Annotated in this window: 20 protein-coding genes; 7 read left to right on the top strand and 13 right to left on the bottom strand. The window is 70.9% G+C overall.

Annotated features, from left to right (window positions below):
• Nucleotides 1-8: 8 nt before the first annotated feature.
• The 3 genes from BKA02_RS03445 to BKA02_RS03455 all read right to left on the bottom strand — a co-directional run bounded on the left by BKA02_RS03445 (nt 9) and on the right by BKA02_RS03455 (nt 3,066).
• The gene (locus tag BKA02_RS03445) at nt 9-863 is read right to left on the bottom strand and encodes a polyphosphate kinase 2 family protein (protein WP_179431332.1); all 855 of its coding nucleotides are present in this window, start codon (nt 861-863) and stop codon (nt 9-11) included.
• A gap of 140 nt (nt 864-1,003) precedes the next feature.
• Entirely contained in the window at nt 1,004-2,716 is a 1,713-nt protein-coding gene (gene menD / locus BKA02_RS03450; protein ID WP_179431334.1) for a 2-succinyl-5-enolpyruvyl-6-hydroxy-3-cyclohexene-1-carboxylic-acid synthase, read from the bottom strand.
• Nucleotides 2,713-3,066 (bottom strand): PLDc N-terminal domain-containing protein, encoded by a 354-nt coding sequence (locus BKA02_RS03455; protein WP_179431336.1) that lies wholly within the window; start codon nt 3,064-3,066, stop codon nt 2,713-2,715. The genes menD and BKA02_RS03455 overlap by 4 nt, the downstream gene beginning before the upstream one ends.
• Before the next feature lie 79 nt (nt 3,067-3,145).
• Between BKA02_RS03455 and BKA02_RS03460 the strand changes: the two genes are divergently transcribed.
• A complete protein-coding gene (locus BKA02_RS03460) occupies nt 3,146-3,415 on the top strand; it encodes a DUF4229 domain-containing protein (RefSeq protein ID WP_179431338.1) in 270 nt (89 codons plus the stop codon).
• Nucleotides 3,416-3,429: 14 nt separating this feature from the next.
• Here BKA02_RS03460 and BKA02_RS03465 read toward each other — a convergent pair whose 3' ends face one another.
• The 3 genes from BKA02_RS03465 to BKA02_RS03475 are packed head-to-tail and all read right to left on the bottom strand — an operon-like array spanning nt 3,430 to nt 4,843.
• Nucleotides 3,430-4,074 carry a dihydrofolate reductase family protein gene (locus BKA02_RS03465; RefSeq protein ID WP_179431340.1) on the bottom strand — a complete coding sequence of 215 codons (645 nt, stop codon included), beginning with the start codon at nt 4,072-4,074 and terminating at the stop codon, nt 3,430-3,432.
• 24 nt (nt 4,075-4,098) lie between these two features.
• Nucleotides 4,099-4,392 (bottom strand): DUF4287 domain-containing protein, encoded by a 294-nt coding sequence (locus tag BKA02_RS03470; protein ID WP_179431342.1) that lies wholly within the window; start codon nt 4,390-4,392, stop codon nt 4,099-4,101.
• Between the two features lie 55 nt (nt 4,393-4,447).
• Nucleotides 4,448-4,843 (bottom strand): cupin domain-containing protein, encoded by a 396-nt coding sequence (locus BKA02_RS03475; protein WP_179431344.1) that lies wholly within the window; start codon nt 4,841-4,843, stop codon nt 4,448-4,450.
• A gap of 70 nt (nt 4,844-4,913) precedes the next feature.
• On the opposite strand from BKA02_RS03475, the gene BKA02_RS14290 reads away from it, so the two are divergent.
• Complete coding sequence (locus BKA02_RS14290; RefSeq protein WP_343045331.1) at nt 4,914-5,927, top strand: ArsR/SmtB family transcription factor; 1,014 nt, start codon at nt 4,914-4,916, stop codon at nt 5,925-5,927.
• 24 nt (nt 5,928-5,951) lie between these two features.
• On the opposite strand, the gene BKA02_RS03485 is transcribed toward BKA02_RS14290, so the two are convergent.
• The 3 genes from BKA02_RS03485 to BKA02_RS03495 are packed head-to-tail and all read right to left on the bottom strand — an operon-like array spanning nt 5,952 to nt 8,739.
• A complete protein-coding gene (locus BKA02_RS03485; RefSeq protein ID WP_179431348.1) occupies nt 5,952-6,905 on the bottom strand; it encodes a 1,4-dihydroxy-2-naphthoate polyprenyltransferase in 954 nt (317 codons plus the stop codon).
• 41 nt (nt 6,906-6,946) lie between these two features.
• Nucleotides 6,947-8,248: an aminotransferase class I/II-fold pyridoxal phosphate-dependent enzyme gene (locus BKA02_RS03490; protein ID WP_179431350.1), complete on the bottom strand. Its 1,302-nt coding sequence runs from the start codon at nt 8,246-8,248 to the stop codon at nt 6,947-6,949.
• 41 nt (nt 8,249-8,289) lie between these two features.
• A complete protein-coding gene (locus BKA02_RS03495; protein WP_179431352.1) occupies nt 8,290-8,739 on the bottom strand; it encodes an Lrp/AsnC family transcriptional regulator in 450 nt (149 codons plus the stop codon).
• A gap of 73 nt (nt 8,740-8,812) precedes the next feature.
• Here BKA02_RS03495 and BKA02_RS03500 point away from each other — a divergent pair, with 73 nt between their 5' ends.
• Together BKA02_RS03500 and BKA02_RS03505 are read left to right on the top strand one after the other, a co-directional pair.
• Nucleotides 8,813-10,240 carry a DUF6421 family protein gene (locus BKA02_RS03500; RefSeq protein WP_179431354.1) on the top strand — a complete coding sequence of 476 codons (1,428 nt, stop codon included), beginning with the start codon at nt 8,813-8,815 and terminating at the stop codon, nt 10,238-10,240.
• A gap of 127 nt (nt 10,241-10,367) precedes the next feature.
• Entirely contained in the window at nt 10,368-11,015 is a 648-nt protein-coding gene (locus BKA02_RS03505; RefSeq protein ID WP_179431356.1) for an SDR family NAD(P)-dependent oxidoreductase, read from the top strand.
• A gap of 42 nt (nt 11,016-11,057) precedes the next feature.
• Here the strand turns inward: BKA02_RS03505 and BKA02_RS03510 are convergent, their stop codons facing one another.
• Together BKA02_RS03510 and BKA02_RS03515 are read right to left on the bottom strand one after the other, a co-directional pair.
• A complete protein-coding gene (locus tag BKA02_RS03510) occupies nt 11,058-11,762 on the bottom strand; it encodes a TMEM175 family protein (RefSeq protein WP_179431358.1) in 705 nt (234 codons plus the stop codon).
• A complete protein-coding gene (locus tag BKA02_RS03515; RefSeq protein WP_281370259.1) occupies nt 11,759-13,123 on the bottom strand; it encodes an MFS transporter in 1,365 nt (454 codons plus the stop codon). The genes BKA02_RS03510 and BKA02_RS03515 overlap by 4 nt, the downstream gene beginning before the upstream one ends.
• A gap of 105 nt (nt 13,124-13,228) precedes the next feature.
• Here BKA02_RS03515 and BKA02_RS03520 point away from each other — a divergent pair, with 105 nt between their 5' ends.
• The gene (locus tag BKA02_RS03520) at nt 13,229-14,296 is read left to right on the top strand and encodes a beta-eliminating lyase-related protein (RefSeq protein ID WP_179431360.1); all 1,068 of its coding nucleotides are present in this window, start codon (nt 13,229-13,231) and stop codon (nt 14,294-14,296) included.
• A gap of 151 nt (nt 14,297-14,447) precedes the next feature.
• Here BKA02_RS03520 and BKA02_RS03525 read toward each other — a convergent pair whose 3' ends face one another.
• Entirely contained in the window at nt 14,448-15,071 is a 624-nt protein-coding gene (locus tag BKA02_RS03525) for an NUDIX hydrolase family protein (RefSeq protein WP_179431362.1), read from the bottom strand.
• 103 nt (nt 15,072-15,174) lie between these two features.
• Here BKA02_RS03525 and BKA02_RS03530 point away from each other — a divergent pair, with 103 nt between their 5' ends.
• On the top strand, nt 15,175-15,861 hold the full coding sequence (locus BKA02_RS03530) for an alpha/beta hydrolase (protein WP_343045332.1): 687 nt from the start codon (nt 15,175-15,177) through the stop codon (nt 15,859-15,861).
• Here BKA02_RS03530 and BKA02_RS03535 read toward each other — a convergent pair.
• A complete protein-coding gene (locus tag BKA02_RS03535; protein ID WP_179430092.1) occupies nt 15,834-16,112 on the bottom strand; it encodes a glycine zipper domain-containing protein in 279 nt (92 codons plus the stop codon). The two genes, BKA02_RS03530 and BKA02_RS03535, sit on opposite strands and share 28 nt — an antisense overlap.
• Nucleotides 16,113-16,429: 317 nt before the next feature.
• Here BKA02_RS03535 and BKA02_RS03540 point away from each other — a divergent pair, with 317 nt between their 5' ends.
• A complete protein-coding gene (locus BKA02_RS03540) occupies nt 16,430-18,073 on the top strand; it encodes an ABC-F family ATP-binding cassette domain-containing protein (protein WP_179431364.1) in 1,644 nt (547 codons plus the stop codon).
• Nucleotides 18,074-18,098 lie beyond the last annotated feature (25 nt).

Genomic DNA, 18,098 nt, shown 5'->3' on the forward strand with positions numbered 1-18,098 from the left:
AGGGTCGTTCAGCTGGCGGAGAGCCGCTTCTTCTCGACCTCGATGTCGTAGTCGGCGCCGGGCCACTGCGGGTCGATGCCCTGCAGCGCCCCGAGCAGCAGCTCCTGCACGGCGAGGCGCGCGTACCACTTGCGGTTCGCCGGCACGACGTACCAGGGCGCGGCATCCGTCGACGTGCGCTCGAACACGGTCTCGTACGCGGCCATGTAGTCGTCCCAGAGCAGGCGCTCGTCGACGTCGCCGGGGTTGTACTTCCAGTGCTTGTCCGGCCGTTCGAGCCGCTCCATGAGCCGCTGCTTCTGCTCGTCGCGCGAGATGTGCAGCATGACCTTCACGATTCGGATGCCCGAGGCCGCGGCGCGCTCCTCGAAGTCGACGATGGCCCCGTAGCGGCGCTCGATCTCCTCGGCCGGGGCGAGCTCGCGCACCCGCCCGATGAGCACATCCTCGTAGTGCGAACGGTCGAAGACGCCGATGAAGCCCGACTGCGGCAGACGCTTCTCGATGCGCCAGAGGAAGTCGTGCGCGAGCTCCTCCTTCGTCGGCGCCTTGAACGCGGCGAGCTCGACCCCCTGCGGGTCGACACCCCCCACGACGTGCCGCACAATGCCGCCCTTGCCTGCCGAGTCCATCGCCTGCAGCACGAGCAGCACGGCCTCGCGCGCCTCACCGACGGCGGCTTCGGCGAACAGCCGCTCCTGCAGCTCGCTCAGCTTCTCCAGTCCCGCGGCGAGATCCTTCTCGCCGTCGTTCTTGTCGCCGTCGTAGCCCGGCGTCGCATCCGGATCCACATCGTCGAACCGGAAACCCGGCCCGACGCGCAGCAGATCGGCGACCTCGGCGTTCCCTCGCTTCTTTGCCATGGCCACATCCTGCCAGGCCGATACCTGTCGCTGCATGCACCTGCCCCTTGTTCCCGAGGTGACAGGTGGTGCCGCTCCGGGCGCTCGGATGCCGCGTGTCCTGCCACGTCGGGCACGAGGATGCGACGAGAAGTGTAACCTCAGCGAGGCAGCGGCACCTCGATCAGCTGCGGGCCCTCGACGGCCGCGGTGAGCACCTGATCCAGCGCAGGCCGCGTCTCGACCCGGCGGAACTCCCATCCGTACGCCTCGGCGAGCGCACTCACCTGCACGGCATGCGGCGTGTAGAAGGCGCGATCCAACGCCGCCGCGGGCGCGGATCCGGCGACTTCGAGGTCGTCGAAGATCGTGCCGCCGCCGTCGTTGCCCACGATCACCTGCAGCCGCGGCGCCGGCTCGTCTCCTGGCAGCAGCAGCGCACCGACGTCGTGCAGCATCGCGAGGTCGCCGAGCAGCACGCGGGTGACGCCGGGGGCGCCGGATGCCTGGGCCGCGATCGCGACGCCCGTCGCCGTCGCGATCGTGCCATCGATGCCGGCGAGACCCCGGTTGGCGTGCACAGGAACGCGCTTGCCGCCGAGCACGGCATCGGCCACCCGCACGAGCCGTGACGAGCCGAACACGAGCCGGTCGTGCGGCCAGCTCGCCCGCCACACCGCGTCGACGAGCAACGCGCGATCCAGAGGTCGCCGCACAGCGTCGAGTTCCACGCGCACGGCCTCGCGCCGTTCGGCCGCATCCGTCGAGCTGAGCCCGTGCGCATCGGGGGCGGGCGCGTCGAGGTCGATGACGGATGCCGCCGACGCCCGCATCCACTCGCCGAGCCAGGCGCGCTCCGCTTCCGGATCGCCGCCGTCGAGGGCCCGCACGGCATCGACGTGCACCGCGGCGCCGCCGAGGTCGAGCGGTTCGCCCCCTCGGCGCACGGCGATCACCTCGACGCCGGGCCGGGCGAGCAACGCGGCCACTTCGCGGCTGAGAGTGGGATGCCCGAACACGACGACGCGCTCGATGCGCCCGCCCAGCCCCGCATCCCGCAGATGGGCACGGTAGCCGTGCACGAGCCGACGCCCGAAGCGCGCTCCGCTCACGATCTCGGCGATGAGCGGCCAGCCTGCGGCGTGCGCGAGCTCTTCCGCATCCGAACCCGCGTCCGCCCCCGCGACGACGATCGTGCGCGGGCCGCGAGGAACCTCGTGCACCGCGACGGATGCCCGTGCCGGCGCCGCCCCCGGCGTCACGACGCGCCAACCGCCCGCGCTCGACAGCGGATTGCGGAACGGCAGGTTCAGATGCACCGGACCTGCCACGCCGGGCACGCCTCGGCCGGTCGCACCGACGGCGGCGGCCACGGCGTCCGCGCCGAGAGAGGCGAACACCTCGGCATCCGCGTCGCCCGGCACAGGGGCATCGGTCTCGTACCGCACCCACGCGGAGAACATGCCGGGCTGGATACTCGCCTGGTTCGCCCCGACGCCGCGCAGCTCGGGAGGGCGATCGGCCGTGAGCATCAGCAGCGGCGCGCCGGCGTGGAACGCCTCCATCGCGGCGGGCAGGAATCCGGCCGCCGCCGTGCCCGACGTGCACACGACCGCCGCGGGCAGCCCCGTCTCGCGGCCGATCCCGAGCGCCGTGAACGCCGCCACGCGCTCGTCGATGCGCACGTGCACGCGCAACGGCGCATCGTCGCCCTCGGCGAGCGCGGCGGCGGCCAGGGCCAGCGCCTGCGAGCGTGACCCGGGTGAGAGCACCACATCGCGCACCCCGTGCGAGATCAGCGCGCCGAGCAGCGCGAAGGCCGCGGTCGTCGCAGGGGCCTCGTCGGACGCCGACGACGTCGGAGGAGTCGTCACGGACGCTCGCCCGCGCCCGTGGCGTCGCCGTCGCGCGGGTCGTCGAGGCGCGACAGCTCCGCCTCGAGCTGCTGGATGCGGCGCTCCTGCTCGGCCTCGCTGATCCGGCGCAGGTGCGCGGGGTCGTCGTCGAGCGGGATGAAGAGGTCACCGCCCGTCTCGCCGGGGCGCCGCCTGCCGAGGACGAACCAGAGGAGGCCGCCGATGACGGGGATGAGCACGACGATCGCGATCCACGCACCCTTGGACACGCCGCGGTGACGCGTCGCCGGCTGCACAGCGCAGTCGACGATGCTGTAGATCCAGAAGATCGCGGCCACGAAGCCGCCGATCACAAGAAATCGCGCCACGTGCCCAGTCTAAGCGGGCCGCGGGCGTCTCGGTCCGGCCTCCCAGCCGACGCCTCAACTGCCGACCTAGACTTGCGGCGTGAAGTTCCCGCCCCTCCTCGTCTACTCGGTGCTCCGGCTGCTCGCCTTCCTCGTGCCGATGGCGATCCTGTGGGTCTTCTTCCCGATCTTCCGGGAGTTCTGGTGGCTGGCAGCCCTGTTCGCCGCCATCATCGGCATGAGCATCTCGCTGCTGTTCCTGCGCGCCCCGCTGTCCGACGTCTCGCGCGACCTCTACGCGCGCCGCGAGGGGCAGCCGAAGACCGCCCCCAGCGACGAGGACGTCGAGGACGAGGCCGCAGAGCGCTGACGTCCGCCGCGAGTTCAGTCGCGACGGAACGTCACGTGGATGGTGCCGCTCTCAGCGACCTCCGACGACACAGTGCAGCCGGATTCCAGCCCGCGGAGCTCACTCCAGAGACTGACCCCACCGCCGATGATGATCGGTGCGACGGCGACATGAAGATGATCGATCAGCCCCTCGGCGAGAAAGGCGCGCACGGTGCGCACGCCTCCGCCGACGCGTACGTCCTTCCCTCCCGCGGCGTCCTGCGCACGGGCGAGCGCATCACGCGGCGACGCGTCGAGGAAGTGGAAGCTCGTCCCTCCGGCCATCTCCAAGGTCGGGCGAGGGGTGTGGGTGAGCACGAAGACCGGATAGTGGAAGGGCGGGTCGTCACCCCACCAGCCGTGCCAATCGGGATCATCGGGGTAGGTGTGGAACCCGAACATCCCGGCGCCCATGATCTCGGCACCGATGCCTTCGAAGTAGTCGTGCGCGTAGGCGTCGTCGACGCCCGTCGTGCCCTCGCCGCTGCGTTCTCCGAGCACCCGTTCGCGAAAGGTGCGCGTGGCCGCATAGGCCGCCACGAGGCGGTCCCAGTCGGCGCCCATCGGGTTCTCGGGCGTCGGGTCTACCCCCGAGGCGTAACCGTCGAGGGAGATGTTCAGGTCGGCGCGGACGCTCATTGCGGACCCACTTTCGTTTCGAGTTCAGCTCGACAGCGGATTCGTCGCCTTGCCGTCGAGCCACAGCTCGTCGCTCGCATCGCTGTGCGTCCCGCCCGAGCCGACGTGCTTCGCGTCGATCTTCGCACCCTTGGTGATCACGTGCACGATGGCCATGCCGTGCCCGCGGCCCAGGTCGTAGTCGGTCTTGAGCCAGTCGAGGATGGGACCGGCCTTGGTGCCGGTGCCGAATCCCTTCTCGCCGGCGAGGTCGATGAGCTGGCGCGGCGTGAGCCCGGTCTTGGTCTCGACGGTGTCGAGGTAGGCCTGGAAGGACATCGTGCTCCTGTTCTATGGGACGTTCGGTGATCGTGCCGGGTTCGACGGACGATACTCAGTCGAGGAAGGTCTGGATGATGGTCGGCGAGGCGTGGATGCCGATGAGCCGCAGCACGCCCTCGCCGACGTTCTCGAAGCGGTGCGGGATGCGCGCGGGTCCGGTGACCGTGTCGCCGGCGCCACCGCGGATCCTCTCGTCCCCGACGGTGAACTCCGCCTCGCCCTCCAGCACCACCCATGTCTCCGGATACGGGTGCCAGTGCAGCCCCGGCCCGGTGCCGGGCGCGTTCTCGACGAAGAAGTACGACACCCCGGCGCCGTGCTCTGCGCCCTCGAAACGGCGGCTGCGGCCGGTGCCGATACGGATGCTCTCGGGGCGGACGATCCGGGGGTGGACGATCTGGGGGACGTTCTGAGCGACGACGGCGTCGTCGCTGCGGGTGTCGTTCATGATCCTGCCTCTTCTCGTGCGGTGCTCCTCCACTCTCGCCAGGCGCCTCGCACTCCCCTATAGTTTCGATGTGGATCGAAACATCGCGCGGCCCTCCGGCGAACACCGAGTCGAGTTCCGGCTCAGCCCCGGCGACATCCAGGCCGTGCGCTTCGGCATCTCGCCCGGTCACGAGCTCGCCCACGGCGTGCGTGCCCTCCTGCGACCCGAACAGCATCCGCTGCAGTGGGGCTGGCTGAAGCAGGTGCGCACCCGGCTGCCGCGCGACGCGTTCGGCCTGCTCGCCCAGGTGATCGGCGCCGACGGCTATCTGCCCGACCTCCTCACCGCCGCCCCGCGCTGGGACATCACCCCCGAGCAGGAGCTCGCGGCGCTGCGCGAAGCGCCCCTGCCCGGGATGCGCGTGGATCTGGCGAAGATGATCGACCGCTCCACCGGCGAACGCCGTGACGCCCTGCGGCGCATGCTCGCCGACCCCGCCCGGGCCCGCGCTCTCATCGCCGAGGCGTGGGAGCGGGTGTGGGATGCCGTGCTCGCCCCCGCCTGGCCGCAGTTGGAGCGGATGCTGCGCGCCGACATCGCCGTGCGCGCCCGCACGGTCACCACGGCGGGTCTGGCCGCGATGGCCGCCGGCATCCATCCGGACGTCGGCTGGGGCGACGATGCCGTGCGCGTGCGGATGCGCCTGCACAGCGAAGAGGTCGACTGCCTCGGATCGGGGCTCGTGCTCGTGCCCTCGGTGATGTCGTCATGGGGTTGCATGGTGCTCACCGAGCCGCCCGCCCAGCCGACGCTGTTCTACCCGGCGCGGGGCGTGACGGCGGGGTGGGCGAGGGATGCGGCCGACCTCGCCGAGGCGCTGAGCGGGCTGATCGGACCGGTGCGCGCGGGCATCCTGCTCACCGCGCATGTCGCCCGCACGACTTCGCAGGTGGCCGGCGAGGCCGGCATCGCGATCTCCACCGCCTCCCACCACCTGGCCGTGCTGCGCAGGGCCGGGCTGACCACCAGCACCCGCGAAGGGGCGCGGATGATGCATCTGCGCACCCCGCTCGGCGAGGCGCTCGTGGGCGCGGGACTGTAGCGAAGCGGATGCCGGGCGAAGGCGCTACCAGGTGAAAGCCCAGAACAGCGCGCCGGCGTACAGCAGCGCGGCCAGCGAGGTGAGCGCGAGGGCGGTCACGAGCTCGCGCGGCGCGCGGTACGCCCACACGATCACGATCGCCGGGATCGCCGCCAGCAGCGCGAGCATCGCCATCCATGCGACGGGGTAGAACAGCGCCAGCAGCGCCGCGGCGACGAATGGCACGATCACGAACACCGTGTACACGACCTGCGTGGCGCGACGACCGATGAGCACCGTGAGCGTGCGCTTGCCCGCCGCGCGGTCCTGATCGATGTCGCGCAGGTTGTTGGCCAGCAGCACCGCGCAGGCGAACAGGCCCGCCGACACCGCTCCGACCCACGCCTCCTGCGACAGGTCGAACGCCTGCACCCAGGTCGTGCCGAGGGTCGCCACGAGCCCGAAGAAGACGAAGACGAACACCTCGCCCAGCCCCCGGTATCCGTACGGCTTCTTGCCGCCGGTGTAGAACCAGGCGGCGACGATGCACACGGCGCCCACGGCGATCATCCACCATTGCTGCGTGCGGATGACGATCGCCAGCCCCACGATCGCGGCGAGCCCGAAGAACACCAGCCCGACGACGAGCACCGTCTTCTGACGCACTCGCCCGGATGCGGTGAGACGGGCCGGCCCGATGCGGTGCGCATCCGTGCCGCGAACGCCGTCGCTGTAGTCGTTGGTGAAGTTCACGCCGATCTGCAGCAGGACCGCGACGGCCAGGCAGGCGAGGGCGATGACCCAGTGGAACTCCGGATCGCTCAGCCGTGCGGCGCCGGTGCCGATGAGCACCGGGGCGATCGCCAGGGGCAGCGTGCGCGGGCGCGACGCGCCGATCCAGTCGCCGACGGTGACCGGCGCCTGCTCGACGACCGGACGCTTGGCGGGGTTTCCGGAGCGGGAGTACGTCTTCGGCTTCGGTCGCTGCGAGGTGGCCACCCGCGAATCCTATTCCGGAACGCTATGCGCCGTTCCCCCGCTCACCGCCGGGCGTCATCGATCGCGGCGCGCAGGTCGTCGGCAAGCACAACCAGTTCGCCATCGTCGAGCGTGTGCGCGGTCAGCCGCAATTCGGGGGCGCCGTCATCCGCATCGAGGTGGAAGGCGCCGCCGGTGCGCACGAGCCAACCGCGGCGCATCATCGCCGCCGACACATCCCGCGCATCCTCCCGGCACCGCACCCACACGTTGAGTCCGTCATCGCCCGTGGCGTCGATGCCTCGTTCGCGCAGCAGCGCACGCAGGCGATCGTTGCGGGCGGCGTAGTGCGCCCCGGCCCGCCCCAGCGCGGCGGGGGTGTCGGGGTGATCGAGCATCCCGACCGCGACCCGCTGCAGGATGCGGCTGACCCACGTCGTGCCCGCCGACAACCGCGCGCGCAGCTGCCCGGCGGTGTCGGCGTCGCTGGCGAGCAGAGCCAGGCGCAGGTCGGGGCCGAGGAACTTCGACATCGAGCGCACGAGCGCCCAGCGCGGATGCCCCGCAGGAATCACCGACAGATACGGGCGCCGCGAGAGCAGCGAGTAGTGGTCGTCCTCGATCACGAGCACGTGCGGCACGGTCTCCAGCACGGCACGCAGCCCGGCGGCCCGCTCGGCCGTGAGGCTGACGCCCGTGGGATTGTGCGCGCGCGGGGTGCAGACGATGGCGCGCGCCCCCGCATCCAGCGCGGCGCGGAGTCCGTCGACGGTCATCCCCTCGTCGTCGAGCGGGATGCCGACGGCCCGGTACCCGCCGAGCTTGACGACGTTGATGCTGGAGAGGAAGCAGGGATCCTCCATGCCCACGACGTCGCCGTGCGCGAGGCCCGCGGCGAGCAGACGCTCGAGCGCATCCACGGCGCCGCTGGTCACGGTCAGCTCGAACGGGCGATCCAGCGCCGTCGCGAACCAGGCCGTGGCCCAGGCGCGCAGGTCGGTGTCGATGAGCGCATCGCCGTACAGCGCGGGCGTGCGCAGGTCGACCTCCGACAGCACGGGCAGGGGCAGCAGCTGCGGATCGGGGTTGCCGCTGCCGATGTCGCGCAGCACCGTGCCGGCCGCGAACCCCTCCTCCTCGGTGCGGATCGGGCCCGCCACGACGGTTCCGGCGCGGCCGCGGCTGACGACGACACCGGCCCGCGACAGCGAGCGGTACGCAGCAGAGACCGTGTTGCGGTTGACGCCGAGCTCGTCCGCGAGCGCGCGCACGGTCGGCAGGGCGTCGCCCTCGACGAGCGCGCCCGCGTCGATCCGCGCACGGATGCTGTCGGCGATCTCGTTCGCCGTGCCGCCCTGGAACATCCGCGCCCTCCCGCACTCAGCGTATCGCGGACGCCGCGCCGTCAGTCCGCGGGGACGACGGGACGGTGCTCGTAGAAGGTCTGCAGCACCACGGTCGTGCGGGTGCTCACGTTGGCCGCGCCGCGGATGTCGCGCACGAGCTGCTCGAGGTCGCGGGGCGTCGCGACGCGCACGAACAGGATGTAGGCGGCGTCGCCCGCGATCGAATGGCACGCCTCGATCGCCGTGAGGTGCTCGAGCAGCTCGGGGGCGTTGTCGGGCTGTGCCGGATCGAGCGGGGTGATCTCGATGAACGCCGACAGGGGCTTGCCCACGGCCTCCGCATCGAGGATGGGCCGGTACCCGGCGATCACGCCGCGCGTCTCGAGCTTGCGCAGCCGCGTCTGCACGGCCGAGGTCGACAGCCCCACGGCGTGCGAGAGTTGCGCCAGCGTCGCCCTCGCATCCTGGGAGATCTCGGTCACGATCGCACGGTCGACAGCATCATCCATGCGTGGAAGAATACCGTTGACCAGCATTCACCGCCGGAAATTTTCCGGCGTTCCTTCCTGATCGGAGGTTCCGATGTCCATCAACACCGCCAAGACCACGAGCGTCCCGGCCATCATCGGCGAACCCGAGGTCGTGGAGGACGCCGCCGTCGCCGAGCGCAGCGCCGCGTGGCGGATGCTGAAGGACGCCGCGATCGCACTGCGGCCGCTGCAGGCGAAAGACGGCTCGATCTCCGACGCATCCGTGCATGAGCAGGCCCGCATCCGCGTCGCCGAGATCGTCGCCGGCATCCGCGCCCTCGCCCCCGCCTTCCCGCACGACGCCGAGTACCTCGCCGCGTCCGTCGTCGACTTCCAGCGCTGGGCCGACGGCGGCTTCGGCGTGCCCGACTTCCTCGACTCGCTCGTCGCGTTCCACCCGCAGCAGCACCGCGTCGACGGCATCCGGCATCTGGTCGTGTTCCCGATGTACACGCAGAACGGATCCAGCGACCGACTCGTCGAGGCGCTGATCGTGCAGGCGATCTGGCCCGAGTTCGTCGCCGAGCTCGAGGCCGGCGACTACGGCAACAAGCTGTTCGTGTCGCTGCGTCTGGTCGACTTCACCCCCGGCTACGACACGAACTCGGCGGTGCTGTTCCCCGAGACCGTGGCGATGCGCGAGATCCCCGCCTTCACGTGGGGCGCGATCTTCCAGGACCGCGAGGCCGCCCGCTACCGGCGGGTGGTGCGCGCGGCATCCGAGATCACCAAGCTCGACCTGCCCGCCGACGCCGCCCGCATGCTCGACGACCAGGCGCTCACCGAGAAGACGTTCGTGATGTGGGACATCATCCACGACCGCACCCACATGCGCGGCGACCTGCCGTTCGATCCGTTCATGATCAAGCAGCGGATGCCGTTCTTCCTCTACTCGCTGGAGGAGCTGCGGTGCGATCTGACCGCCTTCCGCGAGTCGGTGAAGATCCAGAAGAACCTCTCCGCCCGCACCGAGGATCTGACGGATGCCGAAGCCGAGACGCTCGAGCACGCGGCCCTCGTGCAGTACGCCGTGATCTTCGATCGCATCTTCCGCTTCGCCATCACCGGCACGCGCGTGCGCAACTACGACGGCCTCGGCGGGCAGCTGCTGTTCGCCTGGCTGCACCAGCGCGGGGTGCTGCACTGGACCGACACGCAGCTCGCCTTCGACTGGGAGGCCGTACCCGACGCCGTCGTGGCGCTGGGCGAGGCGATCGACGAACTGTACTGGCGCTCGATCGACCGGCCCAAGACCGCGCACTGGCTGGCCGCCTATGAGCTGGTCAGCGGCGTGCTCACCCCCCACCCCGCCTCGCAGTGGGCGCGGGGCCTGCCCGACGAGATCCTCTCCGGGGCCCCCAAGGGCTACACGGATGCGGTGCTGGACGACGAGTTCCCGCTGTCGATGTTCTTCGAGGCGCTGGCGAAGAAGATGCAGCCCGTGATCGAGTCGACCTCCGGGATCCGCGGGACGGACTGACCGCCCGCTCCCGGCCGGGAGCGTCGTTTGGGGCGCATCCTCGCGTTTGGGGCGGCGGAATGTCGCCCCGAGTGAGAGAATGCGCCCCGAACGACGGGCATGAACAGATGAGAATGGGGCGGGCACAATGACCGAGATGCACCGCAGGGTGGTGCTCGCCGGGGCGACGAGCAGGGCCGGGCTGACGATCGCGCGGGCGCTCGCGGCGGCAGGGCATGAGGTGATCTCCACGGGAAGAACGGCCGAGCGTCTCGCACCCCTCGCCGAGGCCGGTTCCGGGATCGAGGTCGCCGACGCCACCTCGTTCGAGGCGATGCGAACCCTTGCCGAGCGCATCGGGCCGATCGACGGCGTGATCCCGCTCGTGGGCGGATGGCGGGGCGGCGGCGGGCTGGCGGGGCAGTCCGACGACGACTTCGAGGCGCTGCTCCCTTCGCTGCAGGCCGTGCGGGCGACGAGCCGCGCCTTCGACGCCGCCCTCCGAGCATCCCCCGCCGGGCGGTTCGCGATCGTGTCGTCGGTGATGGTCGAGCGCCCTCTGGCGGGCAGCGCCAACTACATCGCGCTGAAGGCGGCGAGCGAGGCGTGGACGCGTGCGGTCGCCCAGGGTTACGCGAAGGCCGCCCGCGATGCGGATGAGCCGCTGCGCGCCGCCGCGGGCATCGTGCGGGTGCGCGGCCTCGACGACGTCGCCGACCGCGTCGCCGCGCACATCGCGCAGCTGTGGGACGAGAATGCGGCGACGCTCAACGGGCAGGTCGTCGAGTTCGTCTGAAGTCACCGCGGATATCGCCGCGTTTCCTCTCGCTGCGCTCGCTCAACGACCGGGTGGTGTCGTCTCCCGCTCGCGCCGGACCACCCGCGCATTCACGAGGCGGTGCAGGGGCATCACGAGCACGACGAGGAACATCGCGAAGTAGCCGATCGCCGGCACGAGCACGGCGACCAGTCCTGCGACGACGAACAACACGCACACGAGCGATTCGGCGATCACACCCGAGCGCAGATCCGCGTCGGGGACGTCATGCAGATCGCGGTGCCTGCGCAGGTAGACCCGGATGGCGAGCATGATGAGCGCGGTGAGCAACAGGCTGCCGATGTAGACGACCTTCTGCACGGTGTCGGTGGGCATCGCGCCGAGCATGGCCGTGGGCACCGGCAGCCACACGATGGAGAGCATCCACAGCACGGCGAGCCAGAGCAGGGCCGGATCGGTGCGACCCACCCGATCGAAGGTGCGGTGGTGGTTGAGCCAGAAGTTCGCGATGAGGACGAAGCTCATCAGGAAGCTGACGATCTGATCCCCGTCGTCGTCGAGGTACTCGAGCACCGTCTTGCCCTCGCGGCCGAGCTCGATCACCCCCTCCATGAGCGGGAGGATGAGCAGGGTCATGGCGATCGCCACGACGGCGTCGATGAACGCCTTGACCCGCTCGGTAGGCAGCAGATGCCGTGCACGGTCGTGCGCCACGAGACCCTTCGCCGCATCGGGCCCGGCACGGCCATCCGTGCGTCGGCTCATGCCGGAACCTCCGTGGTCGGTTCCGCCGTCGCAGGAGCCTCGGCGTATGCCGAGCTGACCGTGCGATAGGCGCGGGTGGTGAAGGCGAAGGCCGCGAGGGCGATGGTGACCAGCCCGGCGAAGAAGAAGATCACCGCGATGCCGCGCGCCTGACCGTCGCCGACCAACCACCCCCAGGCGGCCCGCCCCTCTGCGGACTCCACGAACGGGATGATGGCGTACTGCGCGATCGGCGCGATGAGAAAGGCCGTGATCGGGGCCGCCGAGGCCTCCATCGCCGAGGCCAGCCCGAACACGCGCCCCTGACGGCGATACGGCACCACCTTCTGGATCACAGTCTGCTCGGCCGCCTCGATCGCCGGCATGAGCGCCATGTACACCCAGATGCCGACGGCATACAGCACCCACCAGTCGCGGATCGCGAAGAGCGAGCCGATCACGCCGGTGACGGCGACGAGCAGCAGCATGGTGCGAATGGGGTTTCGCCCCAGCCCGCGGGCGGAGACGAGGATGCCGCCCACGATGAACCCGGTCGAGGCGACGCCGAAGACGATCCCCCACCACTGCACCGGCATCAGCTCGAGACCGTACGGGTCCATCAGCGCCATGTACACGCCCCCGATGAGGTTGTTGAACATCGCGAAGAACAGCAGCACGAACAGTCCGGGCACCGCTCTGATCGCCGCGACGCTGCCGCGGAAGTCCAGGGCGCTCGGCGCATCCGGGTCGGGCTCGGGTGCGGATTCGGGGATGCGCACGAAGAGGATGTGCACGAGCGAGATCACCGTCAACGCCACGGCGATCACCAGCGTGCCGCCCATGCCGAGGAAGCCGATGGCGAGCCCGCTGAACACGCTCGTGACGATGAACGCGAGCCCCTGCACGGTGCCGACCATGCCGTTGGCGTTGGCGTGCCGCTCCACGGGCACGAGCAGGGTGACGGTGGTGGACAGCGCGATGTTGCGCATCTGCTCGACGACGGCGCCGACGAGGATGATGCCGGCGAACAGCCAGAACCACGGGCCCCCGAAGTCGAGCAGCGCCGCCTCGGGCTGCCAGAGGAAGAGGAGCCAGGCGAGGACGAACGCCACCGCGGTCGCCGCGCTCGAGAAGACGAACACGTGGCGTTTTCGATGGCGGTCGACGAGCGTGCCGAACACCATCGCGAAGATCGCCACGAGGAGCATGTACGCGCCGCCCACGATGCCGGTGGCCATCACGTTGCGCGTCTCCAGGTACACCCAGAACGTGAGCGCGAACCAGAGGAAGCTCGTCGTCACGTTGGCCACCATCGTGTTCACCAGCACCTGGAAGAAGCTGCGCATGTGCGAGCCCTGCTCGACTGCCCCCGTCGTGGTCATGGTGACGACACTACGGCGGGTCTGCGACATCGCGGTAGGGCGCATCCGTCGTCGCTCCCGGCGCAGATCGTGCCCCGCGCGGGTGCGGCCGCGTAGGCTTGTCCGGTGAGCGCACTGCACGACACCGCCCTTCGCGGCTTCGCATCCGACAACTACTCCGGCGTCCATCCGGAGGTGCTCCAGGCGATCGTCGACGCCAACGGCGGCCATCAGATCGCCTACGGCGAAGACGCCTACACCGAGCGGCTGCACGAGGTCTTCCGCGGACACCTCGGCGACGGCATCGAGGTGTACCCCGTGTTCAACGGCACCGGCGCCAACGTCGTGGGCCTGCAGGCCATGCTGCCCCGCTGGGGCGCGGTGATCGCCGCGAGCACGGCGCACATCAACGTCGATGAGGCGGGCGCCCCCGAACGCGTCGGCGGGATGAAGCTGCTCACCGTGCCGACCGGCGACGGCAAGCTGACCCCCGAGCTCGTCGATCGCGAGGCCTGGGGCTGGGGCGACGAGCACCGCGCGCAGCCGCTGGTCGTCTCGATCACGCAGTCCACCGAGCTGGGGACGCTCTACACGCCCGACGAGATCCGCGCGCTCGCCGACCACGCGCACGGCCACGGGATGCGGCTGCACATGGACGGCGCCCGCATCGCCAACGCCGCCGCATCCCTCGACCTGCCCCTGCGCGCCTTCACGCGCGACGCGGGTGTGGACGTGATGACCGTCGGCGGCACGAAGAACGGCGCGATGCTCGGCGAGGCGATCGTCGTGCTCGACCCCGAGGCGGCCCCCGGACTCGTCTACGGGCGCAAGCTCAACATGCAACTGGCCTCGAAGATGCGCTTCGTCTCCGCGCAGCTGATCGCCCTGCTCGAGGGCGATCTATGGCTGCGCAACGCCCGCCACGCCAACGCGATGGCGCAGCGTCTGCGCTCCTCGATCGAGGCAGGGCTGGCCGACGGATCCGTCCAGGGCGTCGGGTTCACCCAGCCGACGCAGTCGAACGGCGTGTTCGCGACCCTGCCCGAGGGAGTGGCGGATGCGCTGCGCGAGAGCTTCCGCTTCTACGACTGGGATGCGGCGCGGCGCGAGGTGCGCTGGGTGTGCGGGTTCGACACCGAGGAGTCCGACGTCGACGCCTTCGTCGCCGAGCTCGCCCGCCTCACCACCCGCTGACGCTCGGACCCCGGGGCCTGCGGAGCGAGGCCACTGCCGCTCCTGAGGCTCGGGTTGCTCACGCTCCGGCAGGTAGTCGATGCTGACGCTGGTCCCGTTGTCCCACCAGTCGTACCAATCAGCTCGCACAGGCACGATCACCTTGCCAAGTTCAGCGCAGGAGGGAGAGGTGGGCGAGGGCCTGGCGGATGAGCGTGCCTCGGCCGCCCTCCATCTCTGCGGCGAGCGCCTCGGACGCCGCTTCGTCGGGCGAGAACCAGGTGACCTCCAGCGCGTCCTGGCGCGGTTCGCACGTGCCCGTCACGGGCACGACGTATGCGAGGGAGACGGCGTGCTGGCGGTCGTCGTGGAAGGCGCTGACGCCGGGCAGCGGAAAGTACTCGGCCACCGCGAACGGCATCGGCGACGGCGGCAGCAGCGGGAACGCCATCGGTCCGAGATCGTTCTCGACATGGCGGAACAGCGCATCCCGCAGCGTCTCGCCAAAGCGCACGCGCCCCGACACGATCGTGCGTTTCATCTCGCCCAGAGGCGTCGAGCGCAACAGGATGCCGATGTCAGTGACCTGCCCCGAGCCGTCGGTGCGCACCGGCACCGCCTCGACGTAGAGCATGGGCAGGCGCCGCCGCGCTTCGGTGAGCTCGATGTCGCTCAGCCAGCCCGGGTTGGCGGCGGAGGCCGCCCCGGACAAGCCGCCGGCCTCGCCGAATCCGGAGAGGTCGTCGGACAGGCCGTCGTCGTCGGACGGATCGGGGTCGGGGGTGCGCACGGCCATGTGTCAGTTGTACCAGCGCCGTGCGCCGCTCGAGGGGGCGCACGCCGGGGCCGCGGCGATGTCGGCGTCGGCGGATGTCGGGGCCCGCTGGCAGGATGGACGCGTGAGCGAGCAACCCGTCATCGACCGCACCGCCGTCCGCTGGGGGCCTCGTCGCGAGGGCGCACCGCTGCTCGTGCTGCTGCACGGCTACGGCTCCGACGAGAACGACCTGTTCGGCCTCGTGCCGTTTCTCCCCGACCCGTTCACGGTCGCCTCGCTGCCGGCACCGCTCACAGCACCATGGCCCATGCCCGGCCGATCCTGGTACGTCATCGACGAGCTCGAGCGCCGCGATCCCGAGCCCGTGACCGCGGCCGCCCGCGCTGTGCTCGACTGGCTCGACGACGATGCGAGGGATGCTCCGCGCATCCTGCTGCTGGGCTTCTCGCAGGGCGCCTCCGTGGCGCTGCAGACCCTGCGGCTGGCACCAGAGCGGATCGACGCCGTCGTCAATCTCGCCGGATACGCGGCCCCCGGCGACCTGCCGCGCGATCCCGAGTTGCGCGAGGCGCGCCCGCCGGTGTTCTGGGGCCGCGGCACGAAAGACGACGTGATCCCGCACGCACTCGTCGACCACACCGCGCAGTGGCTGCCCGACCACGCCGAGCTGTCGGGCCGGGTGTACCCGGGGCTCACGCACAGCGTCTCCGAAGAAGAGCTCGCCGATGTGCGGGCGTTCCTCGAACGCCGCCTCGCCGAACCGGTCGAGGACGCCGATGGTCAGGTCGGAGGCGCACCCGGGGTCTGACCGTCCTGGTCGTCCCCGGCATCCGGACTGCCCGGATCGGCGTCATCCGGATCCCGCCGGCCGAGCCGGCGCAGCCCTCCGCCGACAGCGAGGGAGAGGCATAGCCCGATCGCGATGCCGATGCCGATGCCCAGGCCCATGTTGTCCAAGGCGACTCCGAGCGCCACACCGACGCCCATGCCGATCGCGATGCCCGCGCCCATCGATATGCGCTGCCGCGCTTCGTGCCCGCTCATCCCGTCATCGCCCATGGATCGAGGCTACGCGGCGAGCGCACGGCATCCATCCCCCGCGCGGGGGAGATCACGCTCCGTCCGCGGGCGGAGGCATCGGGCGCGACACGCCCGGGTTGCACGCGCGGTGCGGCGGCTGGTAGCGTCGAGCGTCCTGTCCGCCGTGTCTGGAAGTCCTTTGATCTGATTCGTCGTCCCCGCGTCCTGCCCACGCGCTGATCCGACGATCCTTCCTGCCCACCGCGGCACCCGCCGACACCGTCATGCTCGACTCTTCGAGCACGCCCGTCGTCGGCCTCGGTCCCAGCGCACCCGCATCTCTTCGGGAGCCGCTCATGTCATCTCTTCGCACCACCGCATCCACGGTCGTCCTCGACCGGATCACCGTCTCCTGGCCCGACGGCGCTCTCGCCCTCGACGCCGTCTCCGGCGCGTTCGGCGCGGGCCGCACCGGCCTGGTCGGCCGCAACGGCTCAGGCAAGTCCACGCTGCTGCGCGTGATCGCCGGCGACCTCGCACCCACCTCGGGGCACGTCACCACCCAGGGCGAGATCGCCTGGCTGCCGCAGCAGCTCACCCTCGACGTCGACCTCCGGGTCGCCGAGCTGCTCGGCGTCGCAGACATCCTCGACGCCGTGCGCGCCATCGCCGCAGGCGACGTCGACCCCGCGCACTTCGACGCGGTCGGCGACGACTGGGACATCGAGGCGCGCGCCGAGGCGTCGCTGGCCGAGGCGGGCCTGGATCCGACGTTCCTCGACCGCCGGGTCGGCGAGCTCTCGGGAGGCGAGGCGGTGCTCGTGGCCATCGCCGGCATCCGCCTGCGCCGCGCGCCGATCACCCTGCTCGACGAGCCGACGAACAACCTCGACCGCGAGGCGCGGGCGCGCCTGCACGACATGGTCCGCGACTGGCGCGGCACGCTCGTGGTCGTGAGCCACGACCTGGCCCTGCTCGAGCTGATGGATGAGACCGCCGAGCTGTACGCGCACGAGCTGAGCGTCTTCGGCGGTCCGTACTCCGAGTATCGGGCATGGCTCGACACCGAGCAGGAGGCCGCCGCGCAGGCCGAGCGCGACGCGAAGCAGGCGGTGAAGAAGGAGAAGCGCCAGCGCATCGAGGCCGAGGCGAAGCTCGCGGGCCGTGCCCGCATGGCGCACAGGGCCGAGGTCGAGAAGCGCGTGCCCAGGATCGTCGCCCATGGGCGACGGATGGCGGCACAGGTCTCGGCGGGCAAGCTGCGCGGCGACGCGCACGAGAAGGAGGCCGAGGCGCGTGCTGCCGCCGACGCCGCGGGGCGCCGGGTGCGCGATGACGCGTCCATGAAGATCGAGCTGCCCGATCCGCAGGTCTCGCGTGCACGGCGCATCGCGACGATCCGCGACGGCGAGCGCGAATGGATCGTGCAGGGGCCCGAGCGCGTGGCGGTCATCGGCCGCAACGGAGTCGGCAAGACCACACTGCTGCGCCGGCTGGTCGAGGATGCGGAAGTGCCGACCGGCGACGAGCGGCGACTTCCGCACGCAGCGACGGCAACGGTCGCGCACACCGACCGCATCGGCTACCTGCCGCAACGGATCGACGGGCTCGACGATCAGCGCTCCGTGGTCGAGAACATCGCGCTCCGGGCGCCGCAGATCCCCGACAAGGAACTGCGGAACAGGCTGGCGCGCTTCCTCCTCCGCGGCAGCGCGTTCGATCGCCCGGTGGGCACGCTCTCGGGCGGCGAGCGGTTCCGCGTCGCGCTGGCGGCGCTGCTGCTGGCCGATCCCGCCCCGCACCTCGTGGTGCTCGACGAACCGACGAACAACCTCGACATCGACACCGTCGATCAGCTCGTGCGGGCGCTGCGGGCGTACCGCGGCGCCGTGCTCGTGGTCAGTCACGACGATGCGTTCCTGGCCCGTCTCGACCTCGATCTGCTGCTCGAACTCGACGCCGATGGGAGGATCACCGAGATCGCGCCCGACGGATCGTGAGGCCGCCTGGGGCCACACTGCACGG

It is taken from the genome of Microbacterium pseudoresistens, assembly GCF_013409745.1.
In the GTDB taxonomy this organism is placed as follows: Bacteria; Actinomycetota; Actinomycetes; order Actinomycetales; family Microbacteriaceae; genus Microbacterium; species Microbacterium pseudoresistens.